The organism is Cloacibacterium normanense (assembly GCF_003860565.1).
Lineage (GTDB): Bacteria > Bacteroidota > Bacteroidia > Flavobacteriales > Weeksellaceae > Cloacibacterium > Cloacibacterium normanense.
This window is the reverse complement of sequence record NZ_CP034157.1, coordinates 1,459,219-1,476,641: the sequence shown is the minus strand read 5'-3', so window position 1 is coordinate 1,476,641 and position 17,423 is coordinate 1,459,219. Positions and strand designations below refer to the sequence as shown.

Below are 17,423 nucleotides of genomic sequence, written 5' to 3'. Positions count from 1 at the left end.
AAAGTCGCAAAGTTTTTCGCAGTGAGCGCAAAATTTTTTATTTATAATTTTAATGTTTTAAAAAATCTTCCAGACTTTTCTTTTCTACTATTTTACCATTTTCTAAAACCAAAACGAAAGGATTGCTCCTTGCAATGGTTTTGATGGCAGTTCCGTCCATTGTTAAATTAGGAATTGTTTTGAAAATACCTTTTTCGGTTGTTATTCCAAAAGCCTTTTCATTAGCTTTAATGTAGCTTTCATATTTTAGAAAATCTTCTTTTGAAATTTCCTTTGGTTTATAACTAAAAATCAAATACACTTTCGGTAAATGAAGAATTTGGTCAGAAACATCATTTCCGTTTTCGTCTTCTAATTTAAATTTATCAATAGAAGACTGATAACCTTGCTTTACCAAAACAGAAACTTCTTTCCCTTTTTGAATTTGCCAAGGCGTTCCTTCTTCCCAATATTCTTTTTGGTTCACGAAATCGTCTTGTCCTACCACTTTTTCTTCGCCAGTTTTTGAATTTTTTAAAGTATAAGAAGTTTTGTATTCCGAAGGATTAGCCGCGATTTTTTGTTTCTCAAGATTTAAATCAGTCCCAATTTTATAATCTCTGAAATCAATCAAAGGTTCGTGTGCAATTCCGTAGTAAATGATGAAAGCGGAAATTAAAATTCCAATCCCAAGGAATGGTATTTTTAGAAATCCTTTTTCATTATTTAATGTGTCTGATTTTTTATTTAAAAACCAAAGAATAATTAAACCGAAAAGTAACGTAATGTCTTTCCAGAAGCTTTGCCATGGTGTGAATTTGATGGCATCTCCGAAACAACCGCAATCTGTCACTTTGTTATAATAAGCCGAATAAAACGTGAGAAATGCAAAGAAAACGCACAATGCAATTAACGAAATAAGTGTGCATTTTAGCTTCATTTTCAACAAAAGCATTAATCCTAAAATCAATTCTAATGCGACTACTAAAATTGCAATTTCTAACGTGAAATTTTGTAAAAAAGTCAAATTAAAAACGTCTGGCGAAAAATATTCTTCGAGTTTAAAAGAAAAACCTTTCACATCTATCGCTTTCACAAAGCCAGATGCAATGAAAATAATGGCAATAATGTATCTTAAAATTCTTTTCATTTTTTTTAGTTTGGTTTTTTTGTCATTCTGAATGCAGTGTAACGAAATGAAGAATCTTTTTAAAATAGATTTTTCGCTTCACTTTGTTTCTCTCAAAATGACAAACGTTTTCAAATTTTCTCTTCCATCATTTTAATGAGACAGAAAACTGCATAATTCAGCATGTCATAATAATTAGCGTCTAAACCTTCAGAAACCAGAGTTTTTCCTTGATTGTCTTCAATTTGTTTCGTGCGAAGAACTTTTTGATAAATTAAATCGGTGATGGATGAAATTCTCATTTCGCGCCATGCTTCACCATAATCGTGGTTTTTGCGAAGCATTAAATCTTTTGCTTTTTGAGCGTAATCATCATATAATTTCAGAATTTCGGTTCTGTCTTCGTCTAAATTTTCAGAAAAACCTTTCTCTAATTGTATCAAACCAATAATAGAATAGTTCACAATCGCAATAAATTCATCTTCTTCGTGTTCATCTACCATTTTTACGTCTGTCATCTGTAAAGTACGGATTCTATTGACTTTAATGTAAATTTGGTCAGTAATAGAACTCGGTCTTAAAACACGCCAAGCTGCACCGTAATCTTGTAATTTTTTAGAAAATAAATCACGACATTGATGAATAACTTCGCTAAATTGTAAAGCTGTATTTTGCATGGAATTTTTTGAAAATTGTTGTGTAAAGATAAGGATTTACCTCAAAAAAAGAAATTTAATAATTTTGTTTCTCTCGCAAATTTTGCAGATTAAGCAGATTAAATCAGCCAAATTTGCTCAATCTGCGAGATGCTATTTTTCCAATTTATGAATTTTCTTCGTGCCTTCGTACATCTCGTATTGCAAGAAACGGCATTCTAATTTTCCGTTGAACAATTTTATTTTTCTGGAAGGTCTTAAACCTACATTTTTCACACCTTCTAAATCAGAAGAAATCATCCAAGCCAAAGTATTTGGATATTTTTGTTTAAAAGTATCACCAATTTTCTTGTAAAAATCGGGTTGGTTAATCGCAATTCTCTCATCATAAGGCGGATTGAAAACCATTAACAGCGGGAACATATCTTTTTCAGATTCAAAGAAATTCTGTTTTTTTACTTCAATTATATCTTCCATTTCTGCGGCTTCTATGTTGATTCTAGCAGCGTTGAGCATTCTTGCATCAATATCATAACCTACGATTTTTCCTGTAAATTCCTTAATTCTGTTGATTCTAAATTCTTTGATTTTTGCAAACAACTCAGCATCATAATTTTTCCAATTTTGGAATGCAAACTTCTTTCTGAAAATTTGCGCAGGTAAATCCATTGCGAGCATCGCTGCTTCTATCAAAAGTGTTCCACTTCCGCACATTGGATCAAGAAAATTTCCTTTTCCGTCCCAACCAGCCAATTGCAACATTCCCGAAGCCAAGACTTCGTTAATCGGAGCTTCACCTTGTTCTTTTCGGTAACCACGCTTAAATAAAGGGTCTCCAGAAGAATCCAAAGAAATCGTTACTAATTCTCTGTCAATATGAAGGTGAAATTTGATGTCAGGATTTTTAGGGTCTACATCTGGTCTGCGTCTTTCTTTCATCACGAAATAATCACAAATCGCATCTTTCATTTTCAAGGCTACAAATTGTGAATGTGTGAACGTTTCAGAATAGACCGTAGAATCTATAGCAAAACTTTGGTCTACACTCATCACGGTTTCCCAAGGAAAATCGAAAACTTTGTCATAAAATTTATTCTCATTCCATGCTTTAAAAGTTGCAATAGGAACCAAAATTTTAACAGCGGTTCTTGCTGAATAATTGATTTTGTATAGAAAACCAAGGTCGCCTTCACAGTTTACAGCGCGGTTTTTAACCTCTACTTTTCTTCCACCTAACTTTTTAATTTCTTCGGCAAGAACTTCTTCTAAACCAAAAAATGTTTTTATCTGAATTTTTAAATTTTCTGTATCCATTTTAATCTTCTTCTACGTTGAAACCTATTTTTCTGTGTGGTTTTTCTTTAATAATATAAGCTTGAAATTCTTTTTTCATGGCTTCAATTCTGGCTGCAAAGACATCATAATCATTGGCTGAAACTTCTCTGATGAACTGCTGAACTTCGTTTAAATATTCATCGGTCAATTTACTGGCGCATTCTATGAAACTGGCTTCTAGAATTGATTTTTCAATTTTGCAAGCATGAGTTTTCTTACGCAAATATACATTTCTGAGACGTTTTTTTACACTTTGGGTGAAATCAATCATCATGGTATTGCTAAAGAGTTTCATGCGTTTTGCATAGTCACTCCAATATGGTTTTTTGTCCGCACCATTGTGTTTTAAAATTTTCATCAGAATAGCGTCTTCAGATAAGTTGAGCGTCATGTATTGCATAATCATTTGTGCTCTTTCATCTTCATTAGGTGGGAAAACTGGAATTTTTATGTCAAATCTTCCTGGTGCAAAAACTTCATTGTCTATTCCAACTAAATTATTAGCGGCAACTACCATCAATAAATCTTCGTTTACAAATTTATGAATCGAATGAAGAATAATGTCTTTGGTAGATTTATTTTCAGAGAAAATGCTGTCGTCAATGGGTTTTTCTTGAGCAATTTCGTGGAAGTTTTCTAAAAATAGCAAGACTTTATCTTCCTTCATCATTGCCGTTAAGTAATCATTGAAATCACTTCTTTTTCCGTTGATAAAACTGGTTCTCAAATAAGAATTCATGACTTCTTTGAACTCATAATTGATGATTTCGGCGATTCTTCTTGCCCAGAAAATTTTTCCACTTCCTTGTGGACCGTATAAAATGATTCCGGCAGGTTTTTGGATGCCCCAATCTTTGGTCTGAGTCTCATCAATAAAAGGATTCAGCATTTCTGTGATGTAGAAATATAAATCTCTATAGCCAATGAAATCTCGCTGAGTTAATGAGGTAATATGCCCGAAATAATCATAAACGAAACTGTAATTTCCGCCTAATTTATTGTCTATACCAAAGCTAGAAACCGATGATTTATACAAGCCGTTTTCAAATAAATTGGGTTTATTTTTTTTGATAATGGCTTCTACTTTTTCTACGGGCTGTTGAATTTCTGAAGCAATTTGAGTAGAAGATTTTTCCTCAACTAAGTCTTTTTCGTATTTCTTCAAAAACTTAACGTTTTCTCTAGCGAATTTGGCAAAATCATCCTTTACTTCAAGGTTTGGAAAAAGACATTCTGAAAGGTCTAAATCAAAATCTTCGATGAAGTTTTTAAGAGATTCTGTGGCAACTCCCAATTCTTGAGCTAATTCTGTGATTTTTTGCGGCATATTTTCACTTTAATGCGTAAAAATACGGAAATTTTGTGGGATTATTTTTTGTTCTTTTCTTCAATCCACTTACTCAGGTACTTAGTGCTTTGTAAAGTGTGATGTTGAAGAATTTGACCTAAGAAATTTAGGTTTCTGTGTGATTCTAAATTTTCAGAAATTTCTTGGATTTTTTGAATGAAATGGGGCTCAAAAAATTCTTTTTTGAATCTGTTTTTTATAATCTTGAATCCGTTTTCTTGGGATATTTGCCAAAGATTTTCATCTTGATAGAGTAGAACTGCTTTTTCTATGAATTCTGTTTCGTTATTGGTAATAAAACCATTCCAGTCATGGTTTCCTTGCATTGCTTCTGCGCCAACTGTTGAAGTAACATTGGGTAATCCAAATTGCATGCTTTCGAACAATTTTCCTTTAATCCCAGCTCCAAAAGGAATGGGTGCAAGTAAAACTTTTGCTTGGTTAAAAACATATTCCACATTTTCGGCTCTTCCTTTGATGATGAAACCTTCTTTTTCGTTGTGCAACTGAAAGACTTTTTCACTTGCGTAAGCACCATAAATATGAATTTCGGCTTCTGGAAGTTGGTTTTTAATGTTTTTCCAAATTTTTTTCAATTGAAGAACTGTTTGCCAATTCGGTTCGTGCAAAAAATTACCGATGCTGATAAAATTTTTTCTTTCTGGAAAAGAAGTTTTAGGTTTTTTAACTTCTCCAAAAAGTGGAAGGTAAAAGAGAATATTTTCGTCAAATTTAAACTTTTCGATGAGTAAATTCATCTCGAATTCGGAAATGATGAGGGAAAGGTCGCATCTTAAAATGGAAGCCATTTCACGTTTGAAAACATCATTGATTAAATCTGAGTTTTCTAAAAATTTATTTTGTCTAAAAGCTTTTTCTCTGGCGTTTCTTAGGAAATGTAAATCCTCAGTGTCAAGAATTTTTACGGCATTCGGAACTTGCTCGGAAACTCTCCACCCGAATTGTTCTTCGGTAGTGAATCTGTCAAAAACAACTACATCTGGATTTTGATTTTTGATGAGTTCGTCAAAACTGTTCTCATTGAGTATAATGTTTTGAAACTGAATATTTTTTGAACTCAAATCAAAACTGTTTTCTGAAATAGAAGCCGTGGAAAGAAAGGTGATTTGATAATTTTGAGTTAAGAATGAATCCATCAATTGAATCATTCTAGAACCGGCAGCTGTAGAATTAGGCTCTGGAAAAACCTTGCCAATGATTATCAAATTTTTCATATTTCAAAAATATTGAAAACAAAACGAATATAAAACAAAAAAGAGAAACCATTTCTTATTTCTCTTTTGTGTGCGTAATTTTTATTTTGAATTGAGACCGTTCCGATTTAGAAAATCGGAATGCTCTATCAAGCTGAATTTTCGATTATTTTTTTGATTTAATAACAAAAAAAAGAGAAAGCATTTCTGATTTCTCTTTCGTGAGCGTAATTTTTATTTTGAATTGAGACCGTTCCGATTTAGAAAATCGGAATGCTCTATCCAGCTGAATTTTCGATTAATTTTTTGATTTTGGTTTTACTTTTCCAAGATTTTATTTCTAATTCTTTTTTGTAAGCGTCAGATTTATTTTCAAAAATTTCAGAGTAAATTATTTTCCAGTCTTTGACTTTAGAAGTATAGCCTTTATGATCAGACAAGTGTTTTCTTAATCTTTCATCAAGTCTTTCGCAAGTGTGACCGATGTAGAATTTGTCTAAAGATTCAGAATAAAGAATATAAGTAAAACACATGAAGTAAATATAAAGAAAAAAAGAGAAACTATTACTAATTTCTCTTTGATGAGTGTTTAATGGATTAATAATTTTTGACCGTCCCGATTTTCTAAATCGGGATTCTTTATCTAGCAGAGATTTTGGTTATTTTTTGATTTAAGAACAAAAAAAAGAGAAACCATTTCTGATTTCTCTTTCGTGAGCGCGTCAGGATTCGAACCTGAGACCGTTCCGATTTAGAAAAGCGGAATGCTCTATCCAGCTGAATTTTCGATTAATTTTTTGATTTTGGTTTTACTTTTCCAAGATTTTATTTCTAATTCTTTTTTGTAAGCGTCAGATTTATTTTCAAAAATTTCAGAGTAAATTATTTTCCAGTCTTTGACTTTAGAAGTATAGCCTTTATGATCAGACAAGTGTTTTCTTAATCTTTCATCAATACTTTCGCAAGTATGACCGATGTAGAATTTGTCTAAAGATTCAGAATAAAGAATATAAGTAAAACACATGAAGTAAATATAAAGAAAAAAAGAGAAACTATTACTAATTTCTCTTTGATGAGTGTTTAATGGATTAATAATTTTTGACCGTCCCGATTTTCTAAATCGGGATTCTTTATCTAGCAGAGATTTTGGTTATTTTTTTGATTTAAGAACAAAAAAAAGAGAAACCATTTCTGATTTCTCTTTCGTGAGCGTAATTTTTATTTTGAATTGAGACCGTTCCGATTTAGAAAATCGGAATGCTCTATCCAGCTGAATTTTCGATTAATTTTTTGATTTTGGTTTTACTTTTCCAAGATTTTATTTCTAATTCTTTTTTGTAAGCGTCAGATTTATTTTCAAAAATTTCAGAGTAAATTATTTTCCAGTCTTTGACTTTAGAAGTATAGCCTTTATGATCAGACAAGTGTTTTCTTAATCTTTCATCAATACTTTCGCAAGTATGACCGATGTAGAATTTGTCTAAAGATTCAGAATAAAGAATATAAGTAAAACACATGAAGTAAATATAAAGAAAAAAAGAGAAACTATTACTAATTTCTCTTTGATGAGTGTTTAATGGATTAATAATTTTTGACCGTCCCGATTTTCTAAATCGGGATTCTTTATCTAGCAGAGATTTTGGTTATTTTTTTGATTTAAGAACAAAAAAAAAGAGAAACCATTTCTGATTTCTCTTTCGTGAGCGCGTCAGGATTCGAACCTGAGACCGTCTGCTTAGAAGGCAGATGCTCTATCCAGCTGAGCTACGCACCCGAAGTTTTTAAAAAGGTTTCTCTCGAGACCGTTCCGATTAAAATCGGAATGCTCAATTTAACTGAGCTACGAACCTTAATTTTCTTAAAATTTTCGATTTTTTTTGTCGGGGTGGCAGGATTCGAACCTGCGACCTCCTGGTCCCAAACCAGGCGCGATGACCGGACTACGCTACACCCCGAATTTCTTGGTTGCGGAGGGTAAGGGATTCGAACCCTTGCGACCCTTGCGAGTCGACAGTTTAGCAAACTGCTCCGTTAACCACTCCGGCAACCCTCCTTGCAAATTCTTTTAAGAACTTCTCTTCCGTAATTGCGAGTGCAAATATAGGACAGTTTTCCTTAATAACCAAAAAAAAATGCTAAAAATTTTCGTATTTTTGAATAAATAATCTTTTAAAAAATCAATAAAATGCGTAATTCATTATATTTCATAGGTTTAGCATCTTTAATAATTTCTTGTGGTTCACAAAAAGAAATTGCAAAACCCAATAATTTACCTCAACCTGCGACATCTACGATACCAAATCCTCCCAAATCAGAGATAAAACATGATGTACATGGCGATTATTTTACAGTAAATATAGCAGACCCAACTAAAAATGATAACACCATCAGTTATGGTTCTTTGGTAGGAGCAAAACCAGAAGGTTATAAAGTAACCAGAAATCATTTTCCTGCCGTTGCACAAAATTTTAGACAGAAATATGTGATTTTACATTACACAGCTTTAGATCATGATAAATCTGTGAGGGTTTTAACCACTCAAGCCGTAAGTTCTCACTATTTGGTGAATGATTCTACCGATATAGAAATTTATCAGTTGGTAGACGAAAATAAAAGGTCTTATCACGCAGGAATCAGTTCATGGAGAAAAGATGCAACGCTTAATGATACTTCTATCGGGATAGAAATCGTGAATGAAGGTTTTAAAGTAGTTGACGGAAAAAGAGTTTTCGTTCCGTTTCCTGAGCATCAAGTGAAAAAAGTAGCGGCTTTGGTTCAAGATATTGTAATGCGTTATCAAATTCCGCCTACGAATGTTTTAGCGCATTCAGACATTGCGCCAACTCGTAAACAAGATCCAGGTCCATTATTTCCTTGGAAAAAATTATATGACGAATACGGAATAGGAATGTGGTATGATGATGCTACAGTGCAGAGTTTCCAATCTCAAATTATTCCAGAAGAATTTAATGCAAAAATCAATGAAATGGCTTTTGTGATGAAAGTGCAGATTGCCCTAAAACAATTTGGCTATGGAATTACAGAAACTGGAGTTTGGGATGATGCTACTAAGAAGACTATAGAGGCTTTCCAATATCATTTTAGACCACAAAATTACGATGGAAAAATAGATATAGAAACTTGGGCGATTTTACAGGCTCTCATTCAGAAATATCCGAATAAATAATTAAGAAATAAGAAATTAATGCAGACGAAATTAGTATTAAAAACTAAAAATTTTACAGATAAAAATGGGTACACTTACCAACAAGTAGAAGGAGACGAAACGGGTGTAAGAATCTACAAATTAAACAATGGATTAACGGTTTATTTGGCTCAAAATGACGATGCTCCTAGAATCCAAACCTATATTCCAGTAAGAACAGGAAGCAATAATGATCCATCAGACAATACAGGATTAGCGCATTATTTAGAACATATGATGTTCAAAGGAACGAGCAGATTAGGAACGCTGGATTGGGAAAAAGAAAAAGTTTTATTAGACCAAATTTCTGATTTGTACGAACAACACAAATCAGAACAAAACCCAGAAAAAAAGAAGGAAATTTATAGAAAAATCGACGAAATTTCTCAAGAAGCCAGTCAATATGCTATTGCGAATGAATATGATAAAGTCATTTCTTCTCTGGGTGCAACAGGAACCAATGCTCACACTTGGTTAGACGAAACCGTTTATAAAAATAACATTCCGAATAATGAATTGGAAAAATGGCTCAAAATAGAAAAAGAGCGTTTTTCTGGTCTTGTTTTAAGGCTTTTTCATACTGAGCTAGAATCGGTTTATGAAGAATTTAATCGTGCACAAGACAATGATGTGAGGTTGGTAAATTATGCACTCATGGAAGCCCTTTTTCCGAAGCATCCTAATGGTCAACAAACCACTTTGGGGAAATCTGAGCATTTGAAAAATCCTTCTATGAAGGCTATTCATCAATATTTCAATGATTTTTATGTGCCTAATAATATGGCGATGGTTTTGGTGGGAGATTTAGATTTCGAAGAAACCATTCTTTTGGTCGATGAATATTTTGGAAAATTTGAATACAAAGAACTTCCGAAGAAAGAAAAAATTATAGAAGAACCTCAAACTGAAATTGTAGAAAGAATTGTAAAAAGTCCTTCTGCGCCTAGATTAAACATTGCTTGGCGAACAGATTCTTATGGAACCAAAGAAGAGCATTTGGCAGAAATGGTGGCTCAAATTCTCTCCAATTCTGGCGAAGCAGGTTTGCTAGATTTAAATATCAACCAAAAACACAAAGCACTCAGAAGTTATGCTTATGAATTGGGTTTTAAGCAGTACGGATTGTTCTCGCTCATGATTGTTCCGAAGGAAAATCAATCTTTAGAAGAGGCAGAACAATTGCTTTTGGCAGAGATAGAAAAAGTGAAAAATGGTGATTTCCCAGATTGGCTTATTCCTGCGATTATCAATGATATGAAATTGCAAAAAATCAGAAATCTGGAAACTGCAGATGGTTTAGCAACAGCGCTTTACGGAATTTATATCAATGACAGAACTTGGGAAGAAGAACTTTCAGAAATTGAGAAATTTGAGAAAATTACCAAGCAAGAAGTGGTAGATTTTGCACAAAAATTCTTCCAAAAAAATTATGTTATCGTTAAAAAATTACGTGGAGAAAACGAAAATCTTATCCGAGTAGAAAATCCGGGAATTACACCTGTTAAAATCAATAGAAAAGCACAATCTGAGTTTTTGACCGAAATTCTTCGCCAAAAATCTTCAGAAATTACTCCGAAATTTATTGATTATAAAAGCATCATCGAAGAAACTCAAATAGGAGATAAAAAAATCAGTTTTGTCAAAAATAAGTACAATCACATTGCGCAGTTGCATTTGATTTATAAAATCGGAACTGACCATGATAAAGAGCTTTTCTTAGCGGTGCAAGTTTTGCAATATTTGGGAACTTCTCGTTTTTCGGCGGATCAATTAAGTCAAGAGTTTTTTAAATTGGGAATCAGCAATGATTTCAAAACGTATGACGACCAAATGATTATTTCGCTCACTGGTTTTGAGGAAAATCTAATCAAAGGTTTTGAACTTTTAAAACATTGGATTACCGAAGTAAAACCTGATAATGAAGTCTATGAAAGTACGATAGAATTGATTTTAGAAAGCAGAAATGTGGCTAAAAAAGACAAGTCAAGAATCATGACGGCATTAAGTCATTATGCTAAATTTGGTGAAAATTCTAGATTCAGAGATGTGATTTCTGAAGAAAAATTAAGAGCGATTAAAATTGAAAATCTCACAGAAAAAGTGAAAAATTTGACACAATTACCTTATGAAATTTTCTTCTACGGTAAAGATTTTGATGGGTTCAAGGAAAAAATTCAACCTTTGTTAGAAAAAGCAACACTCACCATTCCAAAGCCGAAAATTTATCAAGAACTGGAAACTCAAGGAAAAGTTTTCTTTACCAATTATGATATGGTGCAAATGGAAATGAGTAAAATTGGTAGGGCTTCTCAACTGAATACCAAAAATTACGGAAAAATCAATGTTTTTAATGAATATTTTGGCAGAGGTTTGTCGTCTATTGTTTTTCAGGAGCTCAGAGAAAGCAAGAGTTTAGCGTATTCTGCGTATGTAAATTACTCTACCGCAACTTATTTGGATAGACATAATTATGTAGTAAGTTACATTGGGACACAAGCCAATAAATTGCATTTAGCAGTAGAGGCGATGGCGGATTTAATGCAAGATTTGCCTCAAATTCCTACGCAATTTAATAATGCTAAAAATTCTGCGCTGAAACAAATTGCATCTACCCGAATTACCAGAACCAATATTTTCTTTAATTTTTTAAATCTTAAAAAAATAGGAATAGATTATGATATTAGAGAAAAAATTTACCACGAAATAGAAAGTTTACAGCTGGAAGATTTAACTCAATTTTACAATCAAGAAATAAAACCCATCTCTTATAACGTTGCGATAATGGGTAAAAAAGAAAATTTAGACCATTCTGCGATTGAAAACTTAGGAGATTTTCAAGAACTGAGTTTAGAAGAAATTTTTGGATATTAAAACTGTAAATTCTATAAAATCAATTAATTATAGTGTAACAAATAAAAAATTTAATAGACTTACATTTGTATAACTCTACAGAGGTAAGAGTAAATTTCATCATTTGTGTTTGGCCTCAGAAGAAATTCTGAGGCTTTTTTTATGTCTAGATTTAAAAAAAAGAAGAACGCACCTTTTGGCGCGTTCTTACTAAAATATTTATCGAAAACTATTTTACAATTTTCATTTCGTCTAATAACCATCTTGCTCCTGCAAATTTATCGATGATAAATAAAATATACTTGGTCTGAACCATAATATTTCTGCTGAATCTAGGGTCAAAATTAATGTCACTCATCGTACCTTCCCATTGTCTATCAAAATTTAAACCGATAAGGTTTCCTTTTTTGTCAAGAGCTGGACTTCCTGAGTTTCCACCAGTGGTGTGATTGGTTGCCGTAAATGCTAATGGAATTTTTCCAGCTGCATTTTTGTAATCGCCATAATCTTTGGTGTTGTACAACTGAATTAATTTTTGTGGAACATCAAATTCATAATCGCCCGGAACATATTTTTCCATTACACCATCTAGAGTAGTTTCGTAGTGGTAAGAAATCGCATCTGCAGGATTAGAACCTTTCACTTTTCCGTAAGTCACTCTCAGTGTAGAATTGGCATCTGGGAAAAATTTTCTTTCGGTATCTGTAGCCATCATTTGCGCTAAATATTTCTTTTGTAAAGCGTCTATTTTGCTTTGTAAACCTACATATTGAGCATCTGCTTTAGTTACATAAGTTTCTCTCATTTTGGTTAAAGTCTGATAAATAGGGTCAGCTTTCAGAGTTTTTACCAATTCTGGAAGATTTGAGAAAACTTGGTCAATATTAGAATAAACGGTAGCTCCGTTTACTGAATTTCTTCCTGAAATCACAGAATTTCTGCTCCAGTTTTCAAGAACTTGAAGATTTTGGTTCACATCTTTGAATTGAGTAAAACCTTCTGGTAAAAATTCTGGTGCGGTTTTATTTGCATATAAAGCCAAAAGTTTAGCAGTAACTTTAGCATCTAATTCGCCGTCATAATCTTTGTAGAAGCCAGAAAGTCTGTTTTTAAAACCTTTTACAGCTTTATCATCTACTTTTCCTGCTTCATAATTTTGTACAAAAGCATAAAACTGATTTGCCAACGTTAATGTTTCAGCATTTCTTAGAATTTCGCTGTAATAAGCATTGTTTAAAGCATAAGGCGCTTGTTGGTCATACAGTTTTTTAAATTCATCAAGAGACGATTTAATTTCTGAATTTTTAGCTACTAATGAACTTTCATAAGCTTGTTTTTTGGCAACAGCATTTGATTTTTTAAGACCTTTTGTTTCGCCAATCCATTTTTTCCAATAGTTGGCTACAGAAGCGTATTTAGAAGCATATTTAATTCTGGTAGCATCGTCTGCACGCATTTTTTCGTCTAGCGTTTTTAGCGCGATGTCTCTTACCTCAATTCTCGCTGGATTGGTATCTGTGATGATTTTTTCAATCGCTACGCTTGGCAAATATTCATTGGTTCTGCCCGGAAATCCGAAAACGAAAGTGAAATCATTTTCTTTAATGTCTTTTACAGAAATCGGTAAGAAATGTTTTGGCGTAAAAGGAACATTGTCCTTAGAATATTCCGCTGGTTTGTTGTTTTTGTCAGCATAAATTCTAAACATAGAAAAATCTCCAGTATGTCTTGGCCAAACCCAGTTATCCGTATCAGAACCGAATTTACCAATGCTTTGTGGTGGTGCTCCTACTAATCTGATGTCTTTATAGGTTTCTACTACAAATGCATAATATTTATTACCTGCAAACATAGGTCTTACAATAATACTTTGGTAAGATTCTATTTTTTGAGATTTCTTGTAAGCGTCTATATTTTCATTGATTTTTTTAGTCAATTCTGCTCCGCTTAATGAAGAAGTATTGCCTAAAATATCTTGAGTAATTTCTTTAATATCCGTAACAAAATCTACGGTAACGCCAGGGTTTGGCAATTCTTCGTCCATGTTTTTTGCCCAAAATCCATTGGTCAATAAATCATTTTCTACGGTAGAATGGCTTTGGATATTATCATAACCGCAGTGGTGATTGGTTAATAATAAACCTTTCGGTGAAATAATTTCTGCAGTACAACCTCCGTCAAACTGAACTACAGCGTCTTTAATACTCGGTTTTTCAGTGTTCCAAATGTCTTGGGCTTTGATTTTCATTCCCAGAGATTTCATCTCTTTTTCATTAATTTCAGTTGGAATCCACATTCCACCGTATTGCTGACCAAAAAAAGCAGCAGCCTGAAATAATGTCGCTATAATAAACGTTTTCTTAAGCATTAATTCATATTTTTAAAATGAGAGCCTAAAATTAATCAAAAAATATCATCATCTCACAATTTTGAAAGTATTTAACATAATTGTATAAAAATTTGGAGACGTGTCCATCTATCTTTGCCTTAACCAAATCACAAAATTTTTACAAAATGACTACACATCACACCGAAGATAGATTACAGCATTATGAATTTGACCAATATACAGTAACCACCAATTTTGCAACTTTTGAAGATGCGGTAAATTATGCTAATGAACACCAAGGTGAATTGGTAGAAGTAGGTTTTACAGATGGTTCTGATAATCCTACACCGAATGATTCGGCGAAGTTGGTGGAAAGTAAAAAACCTTTTAAAGTAGAATTACCAGATCATCCCAATTATAGAGTGCTTTATTCTGATGCAGAAGGATTTCAAGAAATGGCAGACCAAATTCTTTTTGACATGAAAAAAGCAGAAAATGACATGCTGCCAGAAGATATTTTGTCTGACCAAAATATTGCACCAGGAGATAGAATCATTATCACAGATGAAAGCGGTGTAAATACCGTAACGACTAGAGAAAGAATAAAGTTTTTAATGCGAGGAAATGTATACGAACTTGCTGTAAAAACTAACCATACTTAAACAGACAAAATTACTTCATATTTTCAGTATTTGATTTTTAGACAGAAAGCCTTCAGTTTTTGGAGGCTTTTTTAGTGAGAAATTGCAGCAGTTTCTACGGTTTCTATATTTATCATTTGAAGCTGGATGTGTCTGTCATGTGCTTTATTTTTGAAATCTGAAATAATTTCTAAAACATCATGATCTATAAAATGAACTTCGGAGCCGTCAATAGTTAATACAGAATAAGCAGGAACTTTATCCAAAGCATTTTTAATTTTCACTTTATTGATAAAGGTTACATTGCTGTGAAGTTTCAATTTATATTGGTCAATACCTTGAAAATGTGTTTTTTCTATTTCGTAGTTTTCTTTGAAATTTTCTTTGATGATGTAATAAATAGAAATCAATAAACCGATAGAAACTCCAATGAGTAAGTCTGTTACAAGAATAATAATAATGGTTGCGATAAACGGAATAAACTGTTTTAAACCGAGTTTAAAGAGGTGTTTATAAATCTCAATTCTTGTCAATCCAAAACCTGTAATAATCAAAATAGCAGATAAAGAAGCATACGGAATCATGTTAATCAGAAACGGAATCAGCAATACAGAGAGCAATAAAAATATTCCATGCATGAAGGCTGAAACTTTAGTTTTTGCGCCAGCTTCTATATTTGCAGAACCTCTTACTACTACTGCAGTCATAGGTATCGCGCCTAAAAGTCCACAGAGAAAATTGCCAATTCCTTGTGAAATCAATTCACGATTTACAGGGGTTATTCTATTGTGACGGTCTAGTTTATCCATCGCTTCTATACAAAGCAAAGTCTCTAGCGTTGCCAAAATTCCTATAAGGATTCCGTCTTTCCAGATTTCTTGATTGCTCAGAATTTTTGAAAATTCAGGAAATTTAATTTCTGCAAACATATTTTCTGGAATATTCACCAATTGATTAGGTTTCAAAGCATAAGAAGAACCGAAATAATTCATTAAAAAATTGATAAATATTCCAAAAATAACCACCAAAAGTGGAGCAGGAATTTTATTGAATTTTTGAAACTGTGGCTTTTTCATCAGAATTAAAATCGCCAAAGAAATCACAGAAATAAAAACCGCACCTCTGGTAATATGAGAATTAAATTCTACTAAGTTTCCAAAGAAATTTTTAGAAGTGAAGATTTGTACAAAACCACTCGTCCAAAAATCAGGTTGATTATATCCTAAAGCCAATGGAATTTGTTTAGAAATCAAGATAATTCCTATAGCAGCCATCATTCCTTTAATCACAGAACTTGGGAAATAACTGGCAAAAACGCCTAGTTTTAAAACGCCTAATATTATTTGGAAAAGTCCAGCAATAATTACCGCCAATAAAAAGGTTTGAAAATCTCCTAGACTAATGATAGAAGCGGAAACCAAAGTTGTTAAACCAGCAGCAGGACCAGAAACCGCTAAATCTGAACCGCTCAAAACTCCTACTACAATTCCACCGATAATTCCTGATAAAATTCCTGAATAAAGGGGAGCTCCAGAAGCTAATGCTACGCCCAAACACAAGGGAAGTGCAACTAGAAAAACCGTTAATCCAGAAGCAAAATCATGCTTTTTAAACATGAGCCAATAATACTTAAACGTTCTATCAATGTGCAATTCCATGAGGTAAATATTTGTACAAATTTACTACAAACTAGTGCAGGAATTTTATGATTATTGTCAAATGTTAATTCTATATAAAATCAAGAAAATATTATAAAATACTAAGTGCTTGTTTAATCTAATTTTGTACTGTAGAATCATGCTTAGTTTTAATCACATACTGCAACTGTTTATTCTGGCGATACCTATTGCTTGTATTGCGTGGACAGTTACGCATGAAGAAATTTTCAGAGAACCGCGAGAATATTGTCAAAAAAGAGTAAAAAACGCAACTTCACTCTGGGAGAAAAAGTTTTTTTATCTCTTTACTTGTGAGTATTGTTTTAGTCATTATGTAACGATATTTTTCTTGTTGATCACAAATTTCACCTTGTTTTTTGAAGATTGGCGAGGATATCTCATTGCAGGATTTTCATTGGTTTGGATAGCCAATATTTACATGAGCTTATTTTGTTTACTGAGACAAAACCTAAAAGCCGAAAAAATAGAAGCAAAAATTAAAAATATTGAGTATAACGATTTAAAAAATTAAAAATTAAATGCACTACGGGAAAAAAATATTAGAATTTATGGTAGGAAATTTCAAAATCTATACGGGTTTTGGAAACTACAAACAAGCAGAAGAGTTTGCCCAAAAAACCAATGGCGAACTCACAGAGATTGTATATCATGACGGAAAAATAGAGCCAGAATTTTCAGATAAAGCAAAATTAGTAGAAAAGAAAATGCCGTTCAATGTAGAACTTTCAGAGGATTATACGGTTTTTTATTCTAATGATGAGTTTTTTGAAAAATACACTCCAGCCGAACATGAACAAAATTATGATTGCGAAAATCAAAACACACTCAATGCTCAAAACGTGATTATTTTTAATGGAGATTATCATAATTCTCCTTGTTTAAAAGAAAGATTAAAGAAACTTGCCAATTCTCATTTTTATGAATTAGCCGTTAAAGTTTCTATTTAAAAGCAAAAGCTCAAGAATTTTCTTGAGCTTTTTATTTATTTTCAAATGCAATTTTTTTGTAGAATTTTAAAAAAGCAAATTTTTTCACAGCTAAAAATAAAATCAAAGGAA

Annotated in this window: 15 protein-coding genes and 3 tRNA genes; 5 read left to right on the top strand and 13 right to left on the bottom strand. The window is 32.6% G+C overall.

The annotated features are described in order from the left end of the window. Positions 1-49 precede the first annotated feature (49 nt). The 11 genes from EB819_RS06755 to EB819_RS06705 form a co-directional block, all read right to left on the bottom strand. Entirely contained in the window at positions 50-1,129 is a 1,080-nt protein-coding gene (locus EB819_RS06755; RefSeq protein ID WP_069798009.1) for a BT_3928 family protein, read from the bottom strand. 110 nt (positions 1,130-1,239) lie between these two features. Continuing rightward, a complete protein-coding gene (locus EB819_RS06750; RefSeq protein ID WP_069798007.1) occupies positions 1,240-1,785 on the bottom strand; it encodes a DUF1599 domain-containing protein in 546 nt (181 codons plus the stop codon). A 132-nt stretch (positions 1,786-1,917) separates the two neighbouring features. After that, on the bottom strand, positions 1,918-3,078 hold the full coding sequence (locus EB819_RS06745) for a THUMP domain-containing class I SAM-dependent RNA methyltransferase (RefSeq protein WP_069798005.1): 1,161 nt from the start codon (positions 3,076-3,078) through the stop codon (positions 1,918-1,920). A gap of 1 nt (position 3,079) precedes the next feature. Continuing rightward, positions 3,080-4,426: an AAA family ATPase gene (locus tag EB819_RS06740; protein ID WP_069798003.1), complete on the bottom strand. Its 1,347-nt coding sequence runs from the start codon at positions 4,424-4,426 to the stop codon at positions 3,080-3,082. Positions 4,427-4,467: 41 nt separating this feature from the next. Beyond that, on the bottom strand, positions 4,468-5,682 hold the full coding sequence (locus EB819_RS06735) for a glycosyltransferase (protein WP_069798001.1): 1,215 nt from the start codon (positions 5,680-5,682) through the stop codon (positions 4,468-4,470). Positions 5,683-5,939: 257 nt separating this feature from the next. Then, positions 5,940-6,194: a GIY-YIG nuclease family protein gene (locus EB819_RS06730; protein WP_124878696.1), complete on the bottom strand. Its 255-nt coding sequence runs from the start codon at positions 6,192-6,194 to the stop codon at positions 5,940-5,942. Positions 6,195-6,430: 236 nt separating this feature from the next. Continuing rightward, positions 6,431-6,685 (bottom strand): GIY-YIG nuclease family protein, encoded by a 255-nt coding sequence (locus EB819_RS06725; protein WP_069798759.1) that lies wholly within the window; start codon positions 6,683-6,685, stop codon positions 6,431-6,433. 238 nt (positions 6,686-6,923) lie between these two features. After that, a complete protein-coding gene (locus EB819_RS06720; RefSeq protein ID WP_069798759.1) occupies positions 6,924-7,178 on the bottom strand; it encodes a GIY-YIG nuclease family protein in 255 nt (84 codons plus the stop codon). A 183-nt stretch (positions 7,179-7,361) separates the two neighbouring features. Beyond that, positions 7,362-7,435, bottom strand: a tRNA-Arg gene (locus EB819_RS06715). Positions 7,436-7,541: 106 nt separating this feature from the next. Beyond that, positions 7,542-7,616, bottom strand: a tRNA-Pro gene (locus EB819_RS06710). A 13-nt stretch (positions 7,617-7,629) separates the two neighbouring features. After that, positions 7,630-7,714, bottom strand: a tRNA-Ser gene (locus EB819_RS06705). Positions 7,715-7,846: 132 nt separating this feature from the next. Between EB819_RS06705 and EB819_RS06700 the strand changes: the two genes are divergently transcribed. Next, positions 7,847-8,848 carry an N-acetylmuramoyl-L-alanine amidase gene (locus tag EB819_RS06700; RefSeq protein ID WP_069796775.1) on the top strand — a complete coding sequence of 334 codons (1,002 nt, stop codon included), beginning with the start codon at positions 7,847-7,849 and terminating at the stop codon, positions 8,846-8,848. Between the two features lie 18 nt (positions 8,849-8,866). Next, positions 8,867-11,737: a M16 family metallopeptidase gene (locus tag EB819_RS06695; protein WP_069796772.1), complete on the top strand. Its 2,871-nt coding sequence runs from the start codon at positions 8,867-8,869 to the stop codon at positions 11,735-11,737. A gap of 208 nt (positions 11,738-11,945) precedes the next feature. Here EB819_RS06695 and EB819_RS06690 read toward each other — a convergent pair whose 3' ends face one another. Beyond that, complete coding sequence (locus EB819_RS06690; RefSeq protein ID WP_069796771.1) at positions 11,946-14,084, bottom strand: S46 family peptidase; 2,139 nt, start codon at positions 14,082-14,084, stop codon at positions 11,946-11,948. A gap of 146 nt (positions 14,085-14,230) precedes the next feature. On the opposite strand from EB819_RS06690, the gene EB819_RS06685 reads away from it, so the two are divergent. Further along, positions 14,231-14,707 carry a hypothetical protein gene (locus EB819_RS06685; protein ID WP_069796769.1) on the top strand — a complete coding sequence of 159 codons (477 nt, stop codon included), beginning with the start codon at positions 14,231-14,233 and terminating at the stop codon, positions 14,705-14,707. A gap of 71 nt (positions 14,708-14,778) precedes the next feature. On the opposite strand, the gene EB819_RS06680 is transcribed toward EB819_RS06685, so the two are convergent. Continuing rightward, on the bottom strand, positions 14,779-16,344 hold the full coding sequence (locus tag EB819_RS06680) for a SulP family inorganic anion transporter (protein WP_083250121.1): 1,566 nt from the start codon (positions 16,342-16,344) through the stop codon (positions 14,779-14,781). Between the two features lie 139 nt (positions 16,345-16,483). Between EB819_RS06680 and EB819_RS06675 the strand changes: the two genes are divergently transcribed. Next, positions 16,484-16,876, top strand: coding sequence for a hypothetical protein (locus tag EB819_RS06675; RefSeq protein WP_069796767.1), 393 nt, complete (start codon positions 16,484-16,486; stop codon positions 16,874-16,876). 7 nt (positions 16,877-16,883) lie between these two features. Further along, positions 16,884-17,312, top strand: coding sequence for a hypothetical protein (locus EB819_RS06670; protein ID WP_069796765.1), 429 nt, complete (start codon positions 16,884-16,886; stop codon positions 17,310-17,312). Positions 17,313-17,423 lie beyond the last annotated feature (111 nt).